The organism is Deinococcus hopiensis KR-140 (assembly GCF_900176165.1).
In the GTDB taxonomy this organism is placed as follows: domain Bacteria; phylum Deinococcota; class Deinococci; order Deinococcales; family Deinococcaceae; genus Deinococcus; species Deinococcus hopiensis.
Window position 1 is genome coordinate 15360 of sequence record NZ_FWWU01000011.1, and the last position, 17369, is coordinate 32728.

At 61.0% G+C, this 17369-nt stretch carries 19 protein-coding genes and 1 pseudogene; 16 read left to right on the forward strand and 4 right to left on the reverse strand.

Annotated elements, in window-relative coordinates:
- Positions 1–63 precede the first annotated feature (63 nt).
- Entirely contained in the window at positions 64–426 is a 363-nt protein-coding gene (locus B9A95_RS32970; RefSeq protein WP_139807172.1) for a glycine-rich domain-containing protein, read from the reverse strand.
- Positions 427–849: 423 nt separating this feature from the next.
- Between B9A95_RS32970 and B9A95_RS34325 the strand changes: the two genes are divergently transcribed.
- From B9A95_RS34325 to B9A95_RS30125, 7 genes are all read left to right on the forward strand, one after another.
- On the forward strand, positions 850–1014 hold the full coding sequence (locus B9A95_RS34325; protein WP_170928872.1) for a hypothetical protein: 165 nt from the start codon (positions 850–852) through the stop codon (positions 1012–1014).
- Between the two features lie 150 nt (positions 1015–1164).
- A complete protein-coding gene (locus B9A95_RS30095) occupies positions 1165–1614 on the forward strand; it encodes a GlcG/HbpS family heme-binding protein (protein WP_084051289.1) in 450 nt (149 codons plus the stop codon).
- A 209-nt stretch (positions 1615–1823) separates the two neighbouring features.
- Positions 1824–2540: a PNPOx family protein gene (locus B9A95_RS37425; protein WP_212648430.1), complete on the forward strand. Its 717-nt coding sequence runs from the start codon at positions 1824–1826 to the stop codon at positions 2538–2540.
- A 650-nt stretch (positions 2541–3190) separates the two neighbouring features.
- A complete protein-coding gene (locus B9A95_RS30110) occupies positions 3191–4237 on the forward strand; it encodes an aspartate aminotransferase family protein (RefSeq protein WP_342744641.1) in 1047 nt (348 codons plus the stop codon).
- A 162-nt stretch (positions 4238–4399) separates the two neighbouring features.
- Positions 4400–4852 (forward strand): hypothetical protein, encoded by a 453-nt coding sequence (locus B9A95_RS30115; RefSeq protein WP_084051291.1) that lies wholly within the window; start codon positions 4400–4402, stop codon positions 4850–4852.
- On the forward strand, positions 4849–5064 hold the full coding sequence (locus B9A95_RS30120) for a hypothetical protein (protein ID WP_139807173.1): 216 nt from the start codon (positions 4849–4851) through the stop codon (positions 5062–5064). The genes B9A95_RS30115 and B9A95_RS30120 overlap by 4 nt, the downstream gene beginning before the upstream one ends.
- Entirely contained in the window at positions 5061–5363 is a 303-nt protein-coding gene (locus B9A95_RS30125) for a hypothetical protein (RefSeq protein ID WP_084051293.1), read from the forward strand. Before B9A95_RS30120 ends, B9A95_RS30125 begins: the two co-directional genes overlap by 4 nt.
- A 399-nt stretch (positions 5364–5762) precedes the next feature.
- Here B9A95_RS30125 and B9A95_RS30130 read toward each other — a convergent pair whose 3' ends face one another.
- Positions 5763–5990, reverse strand: a complete 228-nt coding sequence (locus tag B9A95_RS30130; protein ID WP_084051294.1) for a hypothetical protein — start codon at positions 5988–5990, stop codon at positions 5763–5765.
- A gap of 689 nt (positions 5991–6679) precedes the next feature.
- Positions 6680–6886, reverse strand: coding sequence for a hypothetical protein (locus tag B9A95_RS30135; protein WP_084051295.1), 207 nt, complete (start codon positions 6884–6886; stop codon positions 6680–6682).
- Positions 6887–7259: 373 nt separating this feature from the next.
- Between B9A95_RS30135 and ligA the strand changes: the two genes are divergently transcribed.
- The 9 genes and pseudogenes from ligA (at position 7260) to B9A95_RS35945 (ending at position 15433) form a co-directional block, all read left to right on the forward strand.
- Positions 7260–9320 carry an NAD-dependent DNA ligase LigA gene (ligA, locus tag B9A95_RS30140; protein WP_084051296.1) on the forward strand — a complete coding sequence of 687 codons (2061 nt, stop codon included), beginning with the start codon at positions 7260–7262 and terminating at the stop codon, positions 9318–9320.
- Between the two features lie 216 nt (positions 9321–9536).
- Entirely contained in the window at positions 9537–10007 is a 471-nt protein-coding gene (locus B9A95_RS30145) for a winged helix-turn-helix domain-containing protein (RefSeq protein WP_084051297.1), read from the forward strand.
- Between the two features lie 11 nt (positions 10008–10018).
- A complete protein-coding gene (locus B9A95_RS30150) occupies positions 10019–10528 on the forward strand; it encodes an IS630 family transposase (RefSeq protein WP_084051093.1) in 510 nt (169 codons plus the stop codon).
- 124 nt (positions 10529–10652) lie between these two features.
- Complete coding sequence (locus B9A95_RS37430) at positions 10653–11306, forward strand: transposase (RefSeq protein ID WP_212648431.1); 654 nt, start codon at positions 10653–10655, stop codon at positions 11304–11306.
- A gap of 593 nt (positions 11307–11899) precedes the next feature.
- A complete protein-coding gene (locus B9A95_RS37435) occupies positions 11900–12067 on the forward strand; it encodes an RRXRR domain-containing protein (RefSeq protein ID WP_425429992.1) in 168 nt (55 codons plus the stop codon).
- 29 nt (positions 12068–12096) lie between these two features.
- Positions 12097–12300: pseudogene (locus B9A95_RS37440) on the forward strand (RRXRR domain-containing protein); the annotation flags it as partial.
- A gap of 58 nt (positions 12301–12358) precedes the next feature.
- Entirely contained in the window at positions 12359–13237 is an 879-nt protein-coding gene (locus tag B9A95_RS34335; protein ID WP_245808597.1) for an HNH endonuclease, read from the forward strand.
- Positions 13238–13699: 462 nt separating this feature from the next.
- Complete coding sequence (locus B9A95_RS30170) at positions 13700–14464, forward strand: GNAT family N-acetyltransferase (protein WP_170928876.1); 765 nt, start codon at positions 13700–13702, stop codon at positions 14462–14464.
- A gap of 300 nt (positions 14465–14764) precedes the next feature.
- Positions 14765–15433, forward strand: coding sequence for a hypothetical protein (locus tag B9A95_RS35945; RefSeq protein ID WP_245808598.1), 669 nt, complete (start codon positions 14765–14767; stop codon positions 15431–15433).
- Between the two features lie 859 nt (positions 15434–16292).
- Here B9A95_RS35945 and B9A95_RS30180 read toward each other — a convergent pair.
- The gene (locus B9A95_RS30180) at positions 16293–17255 is read right to left on the reverse strand and encodes a family 4 glycosyl hydrolase (protein WP_245808599.1); all 963 of its coding nucleotides are present in this window, start codon (positions 17253–17255) and stop codon (positions 16293–16295) included.
- Positions 17256–17369 lie beyond the last annotated feature (114 nt).

Sequence of the window (17369 nt, forward strand, 5' to 3'; positions counted from 1 at the left end):
CGGCGTAAGCGCCAGCATGCCGGGGATCGGGCCAGAATTCCGCAGGGGCGAGGTGCCCGAACGTCACCGCGTAGCGGTCGAGCGTCTGCAGGTACAGTTCGCTGAGTTGCGCGGCATGTTCGGCGCCGTTCGCAGGTTTGTGGTGCAGGGCGCGGCCCAGCACTCCGGGAGGCGTTCCCAGTAGTCGCGGGTGTAGGTCAGGTGCAGGTGCCAGGCCGCGTCGACGCGGTGGCTGGGGCTCACGGGGCCGGTGGAGGCCAGGACCAGGAAGCGCCGGTATTCGCGCAGGAGCAACTGAGTCTCAGGAATGGAAAGGCGCTCATCCGCGGCGAGCCGTTGCTCGAAGCCGGGCGGAAAACTGTAGTGGAGCAGCGAGGTCGTGCTGAGAACGTCCGTCTGGCTGACGCTGTGCATGCCGTGTTGCATGTGGCCCTCCCCTGGAGTTGCCGGCGATGGAAGAACCCGCGGTGGGACCTCCTGCCTTTATTTCAGGACCGCCGTGTCAGCAAGGTGTCAGCCAGACGGGCCGTTGTCCTCGGGATGGTCAGGGACCGATCTGGGCCCGGCCATAAGGCGGCGTTGATGGTGAAGTTTCTCCGTCCTGGACGCGGGCTCTGAGGCCTGGAGCATTGGGAAGAAAGGGGTGCGCTTCCCCTCACGGCTCCCCACTCTCCCCAATGCCCACTCAAGCGCTCTCTGGTCGGTCAAAAAGAAGTCGTCTTTTTGGCATATGCTCCAGGTGAAACGCCGAGACGGGCAGCTGAATAAAGGACGCCGCGTCAATTCACTTCTGAGGCGCCCAGCACGTCTTGCTGGCAACCGGGCCGGCTCCCGCCTATGCCCGTCAACATGCCGCCAACCTTCAGAACGTCTCTGGGAGCGCGTTCGGACGGCGCAGCGCCTCGCCTCCGGATGAAGATCGGCAAGGCGGAATTGCACGAGGCCGGACCCACCCACAAGCACCTGAAGATCAAGCCTGGGAAGGACAAACTCGGTGTGCAGGCAGACGGGTAACTCGCGGTAAACCAGCAGGCAACCACCGAGGACGGCCAGACTCACCCAGGTCAGTGCTGGCGTCAAGATCTCCCACGAAGAAGAGGGGAGCCACGTCCGGTTGCGGCCGTTCCTGTTCTAGCGGGCACGGCGAAATTATGATGTAGGCACATGCGCACACCACCGCTGACCTTAGCACAGGCCTGCACCATCATTGACGCGGCGCTCGCCCACGCGAGGCGGGACGGGCTTGCCCCATTGGTGGTGGTCGTCCTCGATGCGGGTGGGCATCTCATCGCCTGCAAGCGGGAGGACGGGGCAGGGTTCGCGCGCCTGGACCTCGCCCATGGCAAGGCCTGGGGTGCGCTGGGAATGGGCTTTGGCAGCCGCGAGCTGGCTGAGCGCGCCGAGCAGTTCCCCACGTTCTTTGCTGCGCTGGCCACCACCAGCCGCGGACGCATGGTGCCGTCACCGGGCGGCGTGCTGATCGTTGCGGCCGATCAGAGTTGCGTAGGGGCGGTGGGGGTGTCCGGTGACGCGGGCGACCACGACGAAGCCTGCGCCATTACGGGCATCGAGGCTATTGGGCTGCGGGCCTCCCCCGGGGTGCTGGAGGGTTGACTCAGCACTGCTGGAGGTGTGCGAGGACACAGGTCAAGGGCGGGCGCACCTTGACCTGTGTCCTCCTGCGTCCGGAAGGGGAGTCCTCGGCGCCGGCTCACCCTGTGCCTGGTCTACGAGCGGTGGATTGAAGCCTCTCCGTTTGCCATTCTGGCTCCGGTGAGGCCGGATGGAGTGGACGCTTCACCACGAGGTGCCCCGGAGGGTGTGTGGCCGTTGCCGATGAAAAGACCTTGCTGCTCCCGGAACGCCGAGGGAACAACTGCGCGGACAGCTTGCGGAACATCTTCTCCGACCCCCACGCCGCGTTGCTCTTTTTGATTCCTGGCATAGGCGAGACCCTCCGGGTCAATGGGAGGGCCCGAATCACCCCCCCCGAGTTGCTGAAACGCTCTGCGGTGAAAGGAATACCTCCTCGGTGTGCCGTGACCATTGAGGTGGATACCGTTTTCTTCCGGTGCGCCCGAGCGATTCACCGCTGTGGCCTCTGGCAACCGCCACGGACCGAGCACCTTGAGAAAGTGCCGAGTGTGCAGGAGCAATGCTTGCAGCGCTTCCGGGCGGCGCTGTGGACGGCGAGGCCTACGATCTGGCCCTGCTGGAGTGACAACGCTCAACCTTGTACTGACCGTTGCGTGTCGTTCACCCATAAGGCCATTCGAGATGAACGAGGACTTCTAAGTATCTATCCACCTGTAAAAATATTCATGTCTAATGGTTGGGAACATATTCTTATGGAGAGGGTCAGGGTGGACGAACTGTCAAAGCGGTACGTCCCTTTATCAGGGCAGATGGACGCGAATTCTGGAGTCCATCTGCTGAACTCTTGGCTTCACTTTGAGCAGGGCGAGGGGGAGCAGCATGCTGTTCCCCCTGTCAGACTTGAGCAGGTCACCTCTGCCGCGGTGGTTTACCCGCAGTGTTGATGCCCCTGCACCGGTGTTCTCTCGTAGAACCCGGCCGCAGGTCCAACGGCTGATCATCGGCATCCTCCTGGCCCCCGGGAAGCGAGCAGTGACGGCTGCCTTGAGCGTCTTGGGATTGGCTGAAGATCCTCATTTCGGCACGTACCACCGGATTCTGAACCACATGACGGCAGGAACGTCAGCAGCAAGGTTTGGCCACGGCATCCGGCGCAACGTTTTCTCAATCTCCATGCCCGCGTCCCCACTCTCTACCACCTGGCTCGCTCCACGCTCTACGCACGCCACCAACAAGCGGCCGTCAAGTCCTGGCAAGAGACGGTGTGGCGGGCAGCTTGAAGTTCAGGCCGGCTGTATCCCCCTACAGCCCCTCTGCTTTCTGGACGCCTACCGCTTGCCATACCGGGCCAGGCGCAAGGGTACCTCCGTCCGGTTCAGCCATCCTCAGGACGGAGTTCGTTTGAATGATTAACCAGAATTTTGTATATTCATGCAATGACGCTTGTCTCTGCACCTCTCGGCGCGTTGATCACTGAAAAGCACCACGACAGCGGTGTGTTTAACAAACAGGATTTTGTCCTTGTGCGGGGAGAAAACACCACCGTATGGGATGATCAAGGCGGGCCTACCTGGACTTCACGACAGGAGCAGGTGTGGCCTCGGTAGGCCACTGCCACCCTGAAGTTGTACGGGCTATTCAGCAGCAAGCGGCACAACTCCTCACGGTTGCGCAAACCATTCCCAATGACCGGCGAGCTGAATTCCTGCAGACGCTTACAGGGCTGTTGCCACAAACATTGCAAAGGGTCTTCCTGTGTAACAGTGGCACTGAAGCGATGGAGGCTGCAAAAAAATTCGCCGTTGCCGCCACGGGCCGGCGAAAGTTCATTTCCATGAAGCGTGGCTTCAGCGGCCGGAGTCTCGGCGCTTTGGCCCTCACCTGGGAGCCGGCTTACCGCGCACCTTTTAAGGACATCATCGACACAGCCAACGTAGAATTCGTCTCGTATGGCGATATCCAGGCGCTGGAAGCCGTTATGGACGATACCGTAGCTGCCGTCATACTCGAACCTGTTCAGGGTGAAGGTGGCGTCCGCCCAGGTGACGTGGCGTTCATTCAGGCCGCCCGAGCCCTCTCTTCTCGCTGCGGCGCTCTCCTTATTCTCGATGAGATCCAGACGGGCTTCGGGCGGACTGGCAAGATGTTCGCCATGGAGCACTTTGGGATTGTGCCCGACGGCATCACGCTGGCGAAAGCGATGGGCGGTGGAGTGCCGATTGGGGCCTTCGCGATGACCGATGACGTCGCCTTAAAGATGCCAAAAGGAGGCCACGGCGGAACATTCGGAGGCAACCCACTGGCCATGGCGGCCGGAACGGCCGCGATGCGGGTGATCCAGCGAGAGCGGTTGCCTGACCAGGCCGCTGAGAAAGGCGCTTACTTTCTGGCACGGTTACGCGCAATCCAAAGCCCCAAAATTCGCGAGGTGCGAGGGCTGGGATTGATGATAGGAGTGGAACTGAAGGAGAAGGGCGGCCCCTATATCAAAGCGTTGGCTCAACAGGAGGGTGTCTTGGCACTACCAGCGACCTCACTGGTCATCCGTTTCCTGCCACCTCTCACAGTCGGCTACGACGAGATTGACCGAGTTGTGACAGCGCTCGACCGGGTCTTGAAACGACCGCCAAGCACGCTCTGAAAGCCCTACAGTGGGGAACCGAACCAGGAGGCAAGGCGTCCCACATCCGTCTGCCTACCCGTAGGGCCGCAGTGCCCCTGCCTGTACGCATGGGGGTATAGCAGTCCAGGCATATGCCGCTTTCCGCCAGCGGGATGACGCCAGCCTCCTCCGGACGCCAGCATGAAATACCCCGTTGCGGCGGGTGGCAGCCTCCTTGGAGCGCGCCCGGACATCGGCGTCATGAGAGGCCCTCGGCAAACGGGAGACCGCACCCTCAGGGAAGGCCGCCCCTTCGCCACATACAACGGCGCCTTCCACGACAAATACAACGACGATCAGTTCGAGAAATACCTCGAACAGCTCTTTCCGTACGCGAAGCAGTGTTTCTTCGTGGCGGTTCAGGACGAGCGGGACTGGGCGACCACATTCTTCTGGGCTCACGCCCCCGACCTGGGGCACTGGCCGTTTCCGCTCGCGTACGTCGCGCAAACCGGCTGCGCCCCCGATCACGTTTCCTGGGGACAGATCAAAGCGTTGTTTCTCGCGGGCAAAGACAACTGGCGAGAAGGTCCTGCGGGTACGCAACTGATTCGTCAGGCCAAGAAGGCCTCTGGGTGCACGTGGGGCGCGTGAACAGCAAGAAGCGCGTGTTGCATGACGAGCGACTCGGTGTGGGCAGTGTGGATGGAACGCATCTCACGCTTGAAGGGCGAGAGAAAGGGCTGGAGAACATCTCGGGCTCGCTGGAAGAGGCCAAGGCCCGGCGGGAGATCCGGGAACGGGACGGCGCATTCCGGGCACTGTTGGTGGAGCGTTGCCCGGAGATCTGGAAAAGATTGGCATGACGGTGGTTGCGCTGACCTTCCCAGTGGACATCGATGTCACCGTTGCTCCGGCGCGGCGCGCAGAACAGTCCTCACACGACTTGGAGTGGCAGCTTGGCTGCGCTCTCGCCCTGATCCTCGAGGAAGTCGCGCCCGAGGTTCTGGCAGGTGGTCTCGCTGGGGTTGAGGCCAAACTCTCGCGGGGAAACACCCCGAAAAGGATGGTCCTGATGAATGATCCGCTCTACACGCTGACGCCCGAACGTCGCGAGACTTCAGGTCCAGGCGTAGTGGAAGCCGTGGAGGCAGGGATGCCCTGATCTTCGGTGGTCAGCGTCTGGGCTTCGAGCAATGGGGTATGGCTTCGGCGGGTGGGATAGCAGCATGGGCCTCGCCAGCACCGCCATTGAGATCGAGGGTACACAGTTCCGGAGACCAAACACCCCTACCGATCACCTGGGGCCTGGCTGATCCAGACAGCCATGAAGAGCGGTCCCTCCGCACGTTTGCCACAGCGGAGGAGGTCATTGCCTTCCTCCCAAACCTGTTCGACATGCTCCGCTGAGCCGGTTGGTGCACACGCCGGTAGTCCTTCATCAGCAAGAATCAGGCCAGCTTCTCCCCCGTGTGCAATTCAACCTTCGGGCCATCGAACGTGACCACCGTCACCACCCGGTCCTCGTGGTGCTTGTGCTCCCACCGGCTGGCCACGTCAATGCTCACAGGGAGGGTGGAGGTGGCCCGTCCAGCGCTGGACGGGGCGGCTGATTCGGGGCTGGAGCCCTGCTGACGGGGGACAAACCCGTGATTATCTTCAGGGTGAGCGTCTCGCCAATCAGGCGGTCGAGGCCCAGTTGCGCGAGCACCTCGAAGCCCCGCCCCCTGGTGTCCAGCGGCATGTTGTGCCGGGCAGCGTCCACGGCCTGCTGAATCTCCGCGCCCTTCAAGCAGGGGAGCAGTTCGTGGGGATGCGGGAGGGCGTGGTCTTCGCCAAGTGCACCTGGAGTTCGGGTAGACGGCTCTCGTTGCTGCAGAACAACAGCGCACCTGGCGCACGTCGGCTGGATCGCGGGCAGGCCTTGAGGCCAGGACCTCGCGGGGAATCGGGGTCAGGGTGAGCAAGGCCGCGCCACCCGCCGTGCCCGGAACCTTTTCAGAGACAAAGGGCTGGGACTCTCGTTGCTCACCTTGCCCCTCAACCTCAACAGAACCTGTGTGGGGCAAACCTTCGCCGCCTTCCGGCCTCAGGAGAATGTTCGCCGCTTCCTGTGTTTCGGCAACCGCCGCCTGGCCATCATCATCCTGAGCGGGAGAGGGAGCGAGCTCCTTGGGGCTTGATGATGTTGGGGTCTTTGCAGGACTCTCTGTTGGACGCTCTGTGTATGGAAGAGCACTTTTCGTAATTCCCGAGTTATGGTCTGCGTAATTCTCGGATTGTGGTTTCCGTAATTCGGAAATTATGATTTTCGCAATTCCCGTTTTGAGGGCCTGAGGAGTCATCGCCCTCCCCTTCCCTCTGTTCAGGCTTCTCCTCCGTTCCCTTCGCAGGCGGCGGTTGCCGCTGCCCGGCTTGCTGCCGGGTTTCCTGGCTTGGGGCCGCCTGGGCGACAAGCTCAAGCGGCCCGCCTTCCAAACCTTATTCAGGAATGTTCGTGGCCTCCACCATCAGTTCCAGGAACCGGTCCTCATTGATGGCGATGTGGGTCGTCGTGTTTCCGTAGGACTTCCATGTCCGGCAGGTGATGATGTCGGGATCTTCGAGCACGAGACGCGCGGCCCAGGCCTCGTGGGGAGTGAGGCGAACTTTCGCCCACCGGTCGTCGTCTCTTTTCGCCAGCCACATGCGGCCTTCGCGTTCGGCGGAGAGCTTGGTGTCACGCTGTTAGGAGGGGAGGCGCCAGTACAGGGTATTTGCGACATCATGCCGACGGGTTGATCGCTTGGCAACGCTGGGGGGATCTCCCCGATTGACCCAAACCACCTCCGCTCTGACGCGACCACAACCACCGACGCACCCTCCCACTTCCCCCGCTTCTCGCGGGGGTTTTCCCCTGGAGGCGCCCAGCGAACGCATGGTTCAGCGTCTTCCGGGTGCGGGGACATGAGGAATACCGACTTGCTGAGCATTTGAGGTGCGTATAGCTTCTTTCTAAACGGTTCCTCTTAGTACGTTTACAGCGTAATGTATGTTAGTCTACCTTCCTTCAGGAGTCCCCATGACCCAGACCCAAACCCCCGCCGAACGCCACGCACAGCTCCGCGCCGAAGTCGCCGAACATAACCGGCGCTACTACGAAGAGGACGCCCCCATTATCGCGGACTTCGAGTACGACGCCCTGGCCCGTGAACTCCGCGAACTCGAAGCCCTGCACCCCGAACTGGCCGCCCCAGACTCCCCAGCCCAGACGGTCGGCGGCCGTCCCAGCACGCTGTTTGAAAAAGTCCGGCACCCCACGCCCATGACGAGCCTCGACAACGCCTTCAGCAACGCAGAACTCGCACACTTTGACGAGAAGGTGGCCCGAGCGCTCAACCTGCCGGTTGGAGATCAGCAATTCGCCTACACCTGTGAACTCAAGATCGACGGTCTGAGCGTCAACCTCTATTACGTGGATGGCGTGCTGCAATGGGCGGCTACACGAGGGGACGGAGAAGTCGGAGAGAAGGTCACCGCGAATATCGAGGGTATCCCCGGTATTCCTCGCGAACTTCCTGGCTTGAAGGGCGAACTGGAGGTCCGTGGGGAGGTCTACATGAGCAAGCAGGCCTTCCTCGCGTACAACCAGAAGGCGGAGGAGGAGGGCCGCGCCCTCCTGAAGAATCCCCGGAATGGGGCAGCAGGGGCATTGCGTCAGAAGGACCCGGAGGAAACCCGCCGCCGTGGCCTGGAAGTGATCCTGTACGCCCTGGGAAAACGCGACAACGTGCCGGTCCGGACACAGTGGGACATCCTGGAGTGGCTGAGAGCCCAAGGGTTTGCGACGAGCGGGTACTCGCGCCGAGTCACTGGGAGTGAGGCGGCCGCGGCGTACCACGCGGAGATGACGGCCGAGCGCCCGCGCTTGCCGTTCGATGCGGACGGCAGTGTGGTCAAGCTCGATGATCTGCACTTGCAAGCGGAGGCAGGATTCACGAGCCGTGCCCCGAAGTGGGCGGTTGCGTATAAGTTCCCCGCGGACATAGGAGAAACTGTCGTTGAGTCGATCACGGTCCAGACGGGCCGCACGGGGAAGCTCACGCCTGTGGCGGAACTCCTGCCCGTGCAGCTGGAAGGCAGCACGGTCGCTCGGGCGACCCTGCACAATGAGGACTTTATCCGCGGCCTGGACCTGCGTATTGGTGACACCGTTCGCGTGCACAAGTCCGGGGGCATCATCCCTGAAGTGCTGAGTGTGGTCCTGGAGAAGCGCAAGACCAGCAGTGTGCCCTTTGTTTTCCCGACCCACTGTCCGCGGTGTGGACACGAGGCTGTGCGGCAGGAAGGGGCAGCGGGGACGTTCTGTACAAATCCTGCTTGCCCAGCGAAGAGCACCCTGCGCGTTCGGTACTTCGCCTCCCGGGATGTCATGGACATCAAGGGGCTGGGGGAACGGCTCGTCGAGCAACTCGTGGACTCAGGCCTGGTGACAGACCCAGCGGACCTGTACGGACTGACTGCAGAGCAGGTGGAACACCTCGAGATGGGGGAGACCACGACTGGCGCCGTGCGTAAAGTCGGGCGGAAGAACGCAGAGAAGTTGGTCGCGGAGATTCAGGCGTCCAAGACGCGGGAGCTGTGGCGCTTCATTCGGGCACTGGGCCTACCGTTCGTGGGGGAAGGGACGAGTACCCGCATCGCCAGGGTGTATGGCAGTCTGCAGGACGTACAAGCGGCTTCGGTTGAGGACTTGGCTCGGATTCCGGATGTGGGGCGGCAGACGGCGGAGAGCATCGTGCAGGGTCTGACGGACCCGGATATGCGCGCGTTCATTGAGCGGCTGTTTGCAGCCGGGGTTCAACCGGCAGCCAGTGTGGACGTACGGGTGGGAGAACAGCTCGCCGGGTTGACCTTCGTGATCACGGGGACGCTGAGTTGGCCCCGGGATGCGATCAAGTCGCACCTGGAAGCGCATGGTGGGCGGGTGAGCGGCAGCGTGACGAAGAAGACGAGTTACCTGATTGCTGGGGAGGACGGCGGCGGGAAGCTGGAGAAGGCGCGGGCGTTGAAGGTCTCAACGCTGGACGAGGCCGGGCTCAACGATTTGCTTGCCGAGAAAGGCGCGCCCCCCCTGCCCTGAACTGCACTTCAAAGGCCGCACCACAGTAAGCAACCCCAGGGATAAATCCGGGGGCTTTGAAAGGCCCCACTTGCTTAGCCGAAGACGGGGCAAGCCCCGGTAAACGATTTCTGATACGGATTCCGAATAATCAGTTATAATAATGAGATCAGAACGGTTACTTTCCAACACACGGCCGAAGACTTCTGGGGCATCTACGGCCGGAGTAGCTGCGCGGTGGAACGACGACGCAGTCACCTCCTCGCGTTCCTGGCAGAAGGGAAAAGCGCTGCTGAAGCCCTGAAGCTCACGGGCTACTCGTATCAAGGTGCAGACAAAATCATCGACGCGTACCACCAACATGGTCTGGCGGGGCTCAAAGATCAGCGACACCAGAACAGTGGTGCACCGACCCTGCTCAGCGACGCCGAAGTGCTCCTCCTGGTGCGGACGATTCGTGCAGACACCGCCAGCGGCGGTGTCTGGAATGGTGCACGAGTGCAGTCCTGGGTAAAGCAGGAATTGGAGAAGGACGTGCATCTGAGCCGCTGTTATGCGTTTTTGGATGCGGTGGGATATAGCCTCCAGGTCCCTCGGCCTCGACATGTCGAGGCCAACCAGGTCACTCAGGAAGCGTTCCAAAAAAAATCCTCCCAGCCGTGGTCCAAGCAGCTACGGCGCGTACTGAAGCAACTGGACGAGCGGTAGAAGTCTGGTGCATGGATGAACACCGTGTGGGATTGAAACCCCTCGTCGGCAAACAATGGTCCGAGCGAGGCAAAGCACCGACCGTGCGTGTCCAACACCGGTATGAATGGCTCTATATCAGTGCGTTCGTCTGTCCTCAGACGGGAGAGAGCCAGTACTGGTTGTTGCCGACGGTCAATACGGCGGCCTTCCAGGCTGTGCTCGATCGCTTTGCCCTCGACACACAGGCTGGAAAGACGCGGGAGATCATCTTGGTCTTGGATGGTGCGGGGTGGCATGCCACGCCGCAGTTAAAGTGCCCACCGGGCATCGAGCTCGTCTTCTTGCCGCCCTACTCCCCAGAGTTGCAACCCGCCGAACGCCTTTGGTCCCTCACCGATGCTCCCTTGAAGAATCGTCACTTCGAAACCCTGGAAGACCTGACCGTGTTGCTTGCGGAGCAGTGTCGTCGGTTGGAACAGCAGAGGGAGAGAATCCGTTCTCTCACCTTCTTCCATTGGTGGCCTTGCATAACAAATTAATCGGAATCCGTATGAGTCATCTGAGATGGTTCAGTTTGGAAAAAAAACGTCCAGGACGGCTTCCCACCTCATATTGAGGGCGTGCTTAAGGGAAATGACCGTGCTGGACGGCTCCCACTCCGCCATGCTCACTTCCTGTGGCCGCAAGCAGCATCGGGACAACCTGCAGGTCGTCCTGAGCTGCTTCCTGGAGGCGTTGGGGATCTTCCGGTTTCATGCGTCTACCGCAAAATCACCTGGGGCCATCAGCCGCTTTCTCAACCACCAGCGCTGGAGTTTGCGTACCCTCCTGCGAGTGGTGCGCCAACATGCCCTGGACACGTTCCAGGCCTCCCTGGGTGGACGCTGCGGGCGTCCACCGCTGATGGAGATCATCGTCGACACGACCTCCATCGCGAAAGAAGGCGTGTTTGCTGAACTGGACGGCTGGATCCATACCTTGAATGGGATCCGTGGCCTGCATGTCGTCATGCTGTACCTCTGCTGTGGGGACCTCCGTTTGCCCTGGGGGTTCAAGATCTGGTCTGTCTTAGCCACGCCCTCACGCCCAGACCTGGCGTTGCGGCTGGTTCAGCACCTCCCAAGAGCGATCCGCTCGCGAGCCAAACAGGTGCACCTTCTTGCAGATGCCGGGTTTGGCGGCGCCACCTTCATGGCTGGGATTCGAGCGCTCGGCCTGGAATTTACCGTGGGGATGCGGGCGGATCGGCTGACCGTAAGCGGTCAGCAAAGACATCACGGCGCAGCAGCGTCGGGTCTTCCTCCAAGGTCTGTCTGACCTTCCCTTGTGGCTGTACTGGATCTGGCTTCCCGGCCAACAGGGAGAACGGCAGGAACAACGCTTTCTCGTGTCCTCCCGGCGGAGGACGCCCAGGACCGCGAAGCAAACAGGTCGGCGCAGGTGGAAGATCGAGGCCCTCTTCAAAACGTTGAAGAGCCGCTTTGCCTCCCTGCAAATTCGGCCAGAAGACCAAACTGGGCGTCCTGCGCTCCCTCTGTCTGAGCCTGGCCTGTTTTCTGCTCTGTCACTTCGAGTACCTGGACCAAACCGGGTCAGGCCAAGCGGATTCCGCTTGGCCTGATTGGGGCACTTTCGCTCGACAGGTACGCATAAAATATGTCGGCTGGGTGCCGCTTTTCGAGTTGGAAAGGACGCAGAAGCAGATTTTAGCTGTCTGGGACGAGAACCAGCGCCATGCTGCCTAAACTGAAAGATCTCAGTCACGACACCTTGAGATGCCTCGCGAGTCGGAAGCGCTGTCGCCTCAAGAAGAAAGCCGGGAAGGGAAACCCCGCGCCCCCCGTAAGGCACGAACAAGCTCAGAAATGCCCCTCTAGGCGAACGTTACAAGGCGCTTACGCGCAAGGAAAATGAGGTCAAACCGAGTGTTCGTTCTCAACCCAGACCGTACTCCGCTGATGCCATGCACGGCAAAAAGGGCGCGGAAGATGCCGGAAGCAGGGAGAGCTGCCATGCTACCCGTTCACCATCATTCTCAAGGCCGGGTCCGCTCGCCAGTCTCAAGCTCCTCGCTCTGAAGCTGGATCCCGGCTCCAAGACCACGGGGATGGCCCTCGTGCTGGAGGGCAAGACGGGCAAGCAGTGCATCTGGGGCGCAGAACTCGCGCACCGGGGCCTTGCCATCAAACTCAAGCTCCAGGCAAGGCGAGGGCCGCGATCCAGTCGCCGGAGTCGGAAGCTTCGTCATCGACCCGCCCGCTTCCTGAACCGCACCAGGCCCGCTGGTTGGCTACCTCCGTCCTTGATACACCGCGTCCTGACCATCATTTCCTGGGCGAGACGATTGGACGCCGCTGGACCCGTTCGCAATGGAGTTGGTCAGCTTCGATACCCAGAAGATGATGAACCCCGACATGGAGCAGGGGGAAGACCAGAAAGGAACCCGGTTCGGCACCGAGGTCCGCGCCTACTTGCGGCAGAAATGGGAGGACAAGTGCGCCTACTGCGGGAAGAAGGGCGAGGAAGTGGAGCGTCTTGCCCCCCGGAGTCGGGGTGGCTCCAACCGCGTCACCAACCTGGTCTGGTCCTGCCGGAAGTGCAACGAAGCCAAAGGCAACCTGACCCTTGAAGAGTTCCTGGCGAAGAAGCCCGCCGTGCTGCGGAGGATTCAGCAACAGCAGCAAACCAGCCTTGTGGATTCCGCTGCGGTCAACGCGACGAAGTACCGCCTGCTGGACGAGTTGAAGCGGTTCGGCTACCCCGTGGAAATGGGCAGCGGAGCACAGACCAGCTCCAACCGCCACCAGCAAGGCTACGAAAAGGCGCACTGGGTTGATGCGGCGTGCGTCGGGCCGTCGGGCGAGCAAGTACGGGTCGCGCCCCTGAAGCCGCTGAAGGTCACCCGTAGGGGGCGGGGAAATCGTCAGATGTGCGGCACAAACAAATACGGATTCCCCATCCGGCACCGGAGCTGCCAGAAGGTGTTCTTCGGCTTTCAAACGGGGAACAGGGTGTGGGCCGTCGTGACGTCGGGCAAGAAGGCGGGGACGTATAGCGGGCGTGTCTCCGTCCGTGCCACGGGCAGCTTCAAGCTTCCGCAGGTGGACGGCCTTTATCATCGATTTTTCTCGACCTTGCGCAAAGGAGATGGCTACAGCGACAGCTTTTCGGAGCGCCAAGTGCGCTCGCCCCCTTTCCTCCCCTTGCTTCAGGCAAGGGGAGGAAAGGGGGCCTTTGGTGAGGGCTGAGCAACGTGTCACTCCCTTGTCACGCCAGGACAAGTAGGGTGGTTCCATGAGAAACAACAAACTGGAAGCCCACCAGTTTGCCAACTTCCCACCCAGAACACGTTTTTCTCCTGCTCGTTCCGTTGTGATTGGATCGTTTTATGGGCGATCCAATCAGAATTTGTATAAGCCGAAAAGCGGCTTTAGGAGAGGGTATCCTGACAACACATTCCCTGTATTTTCATTCGTCATGGTGAGTCACTAGAGCATTCGTCCCAATTGCGCCGCGAATGGACGGGCATCCCTCACGGCTCCCCATTCTCTCCAAGGCTCATTCGAGTTCGCCCGCTGGGCTCGGTCGAAAAGAAGTCCTTTTTTTAACAGATGCTCCAAGCGTGTTCTTGTGTCACATTTCACAAGTTCTTCTCGAATTCCCATGGGAGGAGGCTGCGTCGCCGTCTATCCCCAAATTCTGGAGCTTCAATGCATGTACTTACCCATTACACGGCGCTTGCTGCCTGTCAACCGCAAGCCCAAGTTCTTGACGACGGTCAATTGCTGGTGGTCGACAGTGGCCTTGCGAGCGACACCTTTAACGTCATTACCTGTGCGTGCCTCAGCGCTTCACAGGCGTCGACCCGCATCAAGAAAGCCATTCAGATGTTTGGGAACCGTCCATTTTCCTGGTGGGTTGGTCCTCAGGACCAACCGGCGGGTCTGCCTGAGCTTCTTGTTGCCGAGGGTCTGGTTCACGCGGAAGACGAAACTGCGATGGCGACCGATTTGACAGAGTCCACTCAGGTTTCGAGTGAACCGACAACGCTGCATATTCGCCGTGTTGTGAACGAGGAGGATTTGTTTGGGTACGCTCAGGTAATCGCTGCGAACTGGACGCCTCCAGATCCCGAAGTCAAACGCTTTTACGGCAATGCCGTGAACGAGGTCTTGAGGCCGGCCAGTCCGGTGGTGCTCCTGATCGGCTGCCTTGAGGACCAGGTGGTCGCAACTGCCGAATTATGTCTCAGCACTGATGGAACAGCAGGTTTGTACAATGTTGCCACCCGTGTTGAGTTCCGTGGACGGGGAATTGGTTCAGCCTTGACAAGACGTGCTCTGCGGGTGGCCAAAGCGCAGGGCATGCACCACGTTGAGCTACAAGCCTCCAAGGACGGCCTATCGATCTATAGGCGTCTGGGCTTTGTTGATGTGGGCCAGTGGCGTGAATTTAAGCCAAGTCTCGGTCGTTGAGCCTGCCCATTTTTCGCCTTTGTGGAAAGCCCACCGGGCACCTGTAGTACGGTATTAAGGTGAGTCTAGGACATGCTCGATCCATGGAAAGAGAGTCGGTGACTTTACTTCCTGAGGGCAACTTCTAAGTCTTTCACATTCTCCTACGATCAAATCTTCGACTTCTTGAACACCTCGAATTGTTTTATTTGCCAATGGTACTTTCAGTTTCTTGACCATAAGTCCTGTTGGCGAGCGCCCAGGTGTATAGGGTGAAAATGGGTTCAGTACCCAGCAGTTTCTTGGAGGGCTTGAAAAAGGGTGTCAGACACGCGAGAACAGTACACGTCTCCTGATGTCCTGGCCAAACGGACCCGCTGCTTCACGGCGCACTTCCCGGAGTTGTGCAGGAACCAGGTGGAACGGCTGCCGCCGATGGTCCTGGCCCTCCTGCAGGCCAAAGACGTCCGGCACGCAGCGCTCGCGGCGCGCTTCTCTGGAAGCGCGCAGACCCGTTCCGTGATCCGCCGTGTGGAACGGGTCTTTGATCGTCACCCCCCCACCCCTGCCGATGTGGCCCGCGCCGTACTCGCTTTGCTGCCACAGGCACGTCCACGCGAGTTCATCATGGACCGCACGAACGGGAAGCATGGCCAGACTGACGTGAACGCCCTCATGCTGGCGGTCCTCTGGCGCGGTGTCGCCGTCCCTCTGCTGTTCGAACTGCTGCCCCATGGGGGCAGCAGTGATGCGGCGTTGCGACAGGCGTTGATGGATGACGCGCTGTGTCTCCTGACCGCGCCGCAGATTCGCGTGCTGTATGCGGATCGTGAGTTCGTCGGGCACGACCCTATTCAGGGGGCGGCGCAGAAGGGCATTCCCATCTGTGTGCGCCTGCGACGCAGGCAGCAAGATAGACGGGTGGACGGCCCAGGACTGGCCAGGACGTCTTCAGACAGGCTTTGCCGGTCTGCTCATCGAGCAGCTTGAGGTCTACGGGCAGCCGATGAACGTCGTCCTGACGTACACGCCGGATGGAGAAGCGCTGATCATTGCGAGCAACACGGGTGCAGTGACCGCCATTCCGGCGCAGTATCGAAAGCGCTTCCGGGTCGAGTGCCTGTTTCGGGCCCTCAAAAGGAGGGGCTCCAAACTGGAGCGCGCGCCTATGACGCTCCACGTGACCGTGGAGCGCCTCCTGTGCCTCCCTACGTCGGGTGCGTTCTGGTCGGCATCCTCGGATCTGCCCAGACAAACAGCATGGTCGCCGGGCGTGGAGCGTCGTCACGCTGGGTCTGCGCGCCCTCGTTCGAGCCATCCGCCAGGAGGCGCACCGCGAAGATGCGCCTCTCCTCCCGCTGATTGACCTCTTGGTCCCGTTCCAGACCCTCACCCGGGAAACTGCCGGGTACTGAGGAAAATGGGAATAGGAAGATGTTGGGAGGAACGCAGAGTTTCTTACTCATGTGCCACCCCGCCTGGTCGAAAGGCCCTGCTGCAGGTTGGTGCTCGGCACAACCTCATCACGCGGCGGACGAAAATCTCGCTTGTGCAGCAAGAGCGACCATCCTGACGAGGTTCTCCGGCAATCAGGGTTCACCGGCGGGTTGGGTTCAGCGTCATGATCCCCAAGAAGATTGAGCTCCACTTGATGGTTGGGCGAGACCAGGCGGTGTGTATTGACGTCAGCCTGTTGCCCGATCACCCCGTGGTTGTCCGGAGCGTCATCATTCGGCAGGAGGCATGGTGGACGTTCAGCTCAGGTGGCGGACGTACCATTCGAATGCTGGACCGTTGACAGCCCTGGTCAAGACGAACGGGACCATGGGTCCGGTAAGTTGTAGGCCGGTCAGTCTGCTGCCTGCAACTCGCGCGGCACGAAGTCGCCGTGTTCCCTCAGCAGGTCGTCCACCAGACTCCAGATCTGACTGAGGTCCAGCTCGGCGGCGGTGTGGGGGTCCAGCATCGCCGCGTGGTAGATATGTTCGCGCCTGCCGGTGACCAGCGCCTCCACCGTCAGGGCCTGCACGTTGATGTTCGTCTGCATCAGGGCGGCGAGCTGCGGGGGTATACGCCCGATGCGGGTAGGCTGGACGCCCTGGCGGTCCACCAGGCAGGGCAGTTCCACTGAGCAGTCGTGCGGCAGGTTGCTGATGAGTCCACCGTCATTCATCACGTTGCCGTACACGACCCGGGGCTGGCCGGTCACCATGCTGTGCAAGATCAGCGAGCCGTACTCCACGCTGCGCTTGACTTCTAGCGGAGCGCCTGGGTCCTGCAACTTCTCGCGCAGGTCCTCCCAGCCGCCAATCTGTGCCTCGCAGCGGCGGGGGTACTCGTCCAGCGGCACGCCGAAGCGTTCGATCAGGTCTTCTCGCCCGCGCTTGATGAAGTACGGCACGTACTCCGCGAAGTGCTCGCTGCTTTCGGTCACGAAGTATCCCAGGCGGCGCAGCATCTCGTAACGCACCCGGTTCCAGGCGGGTGCGCGGCCTTCCTCGGCAATCTGCATCGGGCGCGGGTACAGGTCCTCACCCCTATGCTCGAACTTCAGGTAAAAGGCCATGTGGTTGATCCCTGCGCACAGGAAGTCGGTTTCCTCCACGGGAATGCCGAGGTCCGCTGCGAGTTCCGAGGCCGTGTGCTGCACGCTGTGACACAGGCCTACCGTCTTGATCTGCGACTGCCGCGCCAGTCCGGCGATATTCATCGCCATCGGGTTCACGTAGTTCAGGTGCAGGGTGTCCGGGCACAGGCGCTCCATGTCGCGGCTCATGTCCAGTAGCACCGGCACAGTTCGGAGCGCCCGCATGGGCTCGTGGATGGCTTGCGCTTGACACGCCTTCAGTCGTGAGGAACGGGAACGTCATCCGGCGGACGCGCGGGAGGTGCGTTCTGGGCGAGCATGGCTCATGGTTGGCCCTTC

Bases quoted from the DNA above. Each gene is read 5' to 3' on its own strand.
- B9A95_RS32970 (WP_139807172.1), bottom strand. From the start codon at position 426: ATGCAACACGGCATGCACAGCGTCAGCCAGACGGACGTTCTCAGCACG.
- B9A95_RS34325 (WP_170928872.1), top strand. From the start codon at position 850: ATGCCGCCAACCTTCAGAACGTCTCTGGGAGCGCGTTCGGACGGCGCA.
- B9A95_RS30095 (WP_084051289.1), top strand. From the start codon at position 1,165: ATGCGCACACCACCGCTGACCTTAGCACAGGCCTGCACCATCATTGAC.
- B9A95_RS30115 (WP_084051291.1), top strand. From the start codon at position 4,400: ATGAAATACCCCGTTGCGGCGGGTGGCAGCCTCCTTGGAGCGCGCCCG.
- B9A95_RS30125 (WP_084051293.1), top strand. From the start codon at position 5,061: ATGACGGTGGTTGCGCTGACCTTCCCAGTGGACATCGATGTCACCGTT.
- B9A95_RS30135 (WP_084051295.1), bottom strand. From the start codon at position 6,886: ATGTGGCTGGCGAAAAGAGACGACGACCGGTGGGCGAAAGTTCGCCTC.
- ligA (WP_084051296.1), top strand. From the start codon at position 7,260: ATGACCCAGACCCAAACCCCCGCCGAACGCCACGCACAGCTCCGCGCC.
- B9A95_RS30150 (WP_084051093.1), top strand. From the start codon at position 10,019: ATGGATGAACACCGTGTGGGATTGAAACCCCTCGTCGGCAAACAATGG.
- B9A95_RS37430 (WP_212648431.1), top strand. From the start codon at position 10,653: ATGCTCACTTCCTGTGGCCGCAAGCAGCATCGGGACAACCTGCAGGTC.
- B9A95_RS37435 (WP_425429992.1), top strand. From the start codon at position 11,900: ATGAGGTCAAACCGAGTGTTCGTTCTCAACCCAGACCGTACTCCGCTG.
- B9A95_RS34335 (WP_245808597.1), top strand. From the start codon at position 12,359: ATGGAGTTGGTCAGCTTCGATACCCAGAAGATGATGAACCCCGACATG.
- B9A95_RS30170 (WP_170928876.1), top strand. From the start codon at position 13,700: ATGCATGTACTTACCCATTACACGGCGCTTGCTGCCTGTCAACCGCAA.
- B9A95_RS30180 (WP_245808599.1), bottom strand. From the start codon at position 17,255: ATGCGGGCGCTCCGAACTGTGCCGGTGCTACTGGACATGAGCCGCGAC.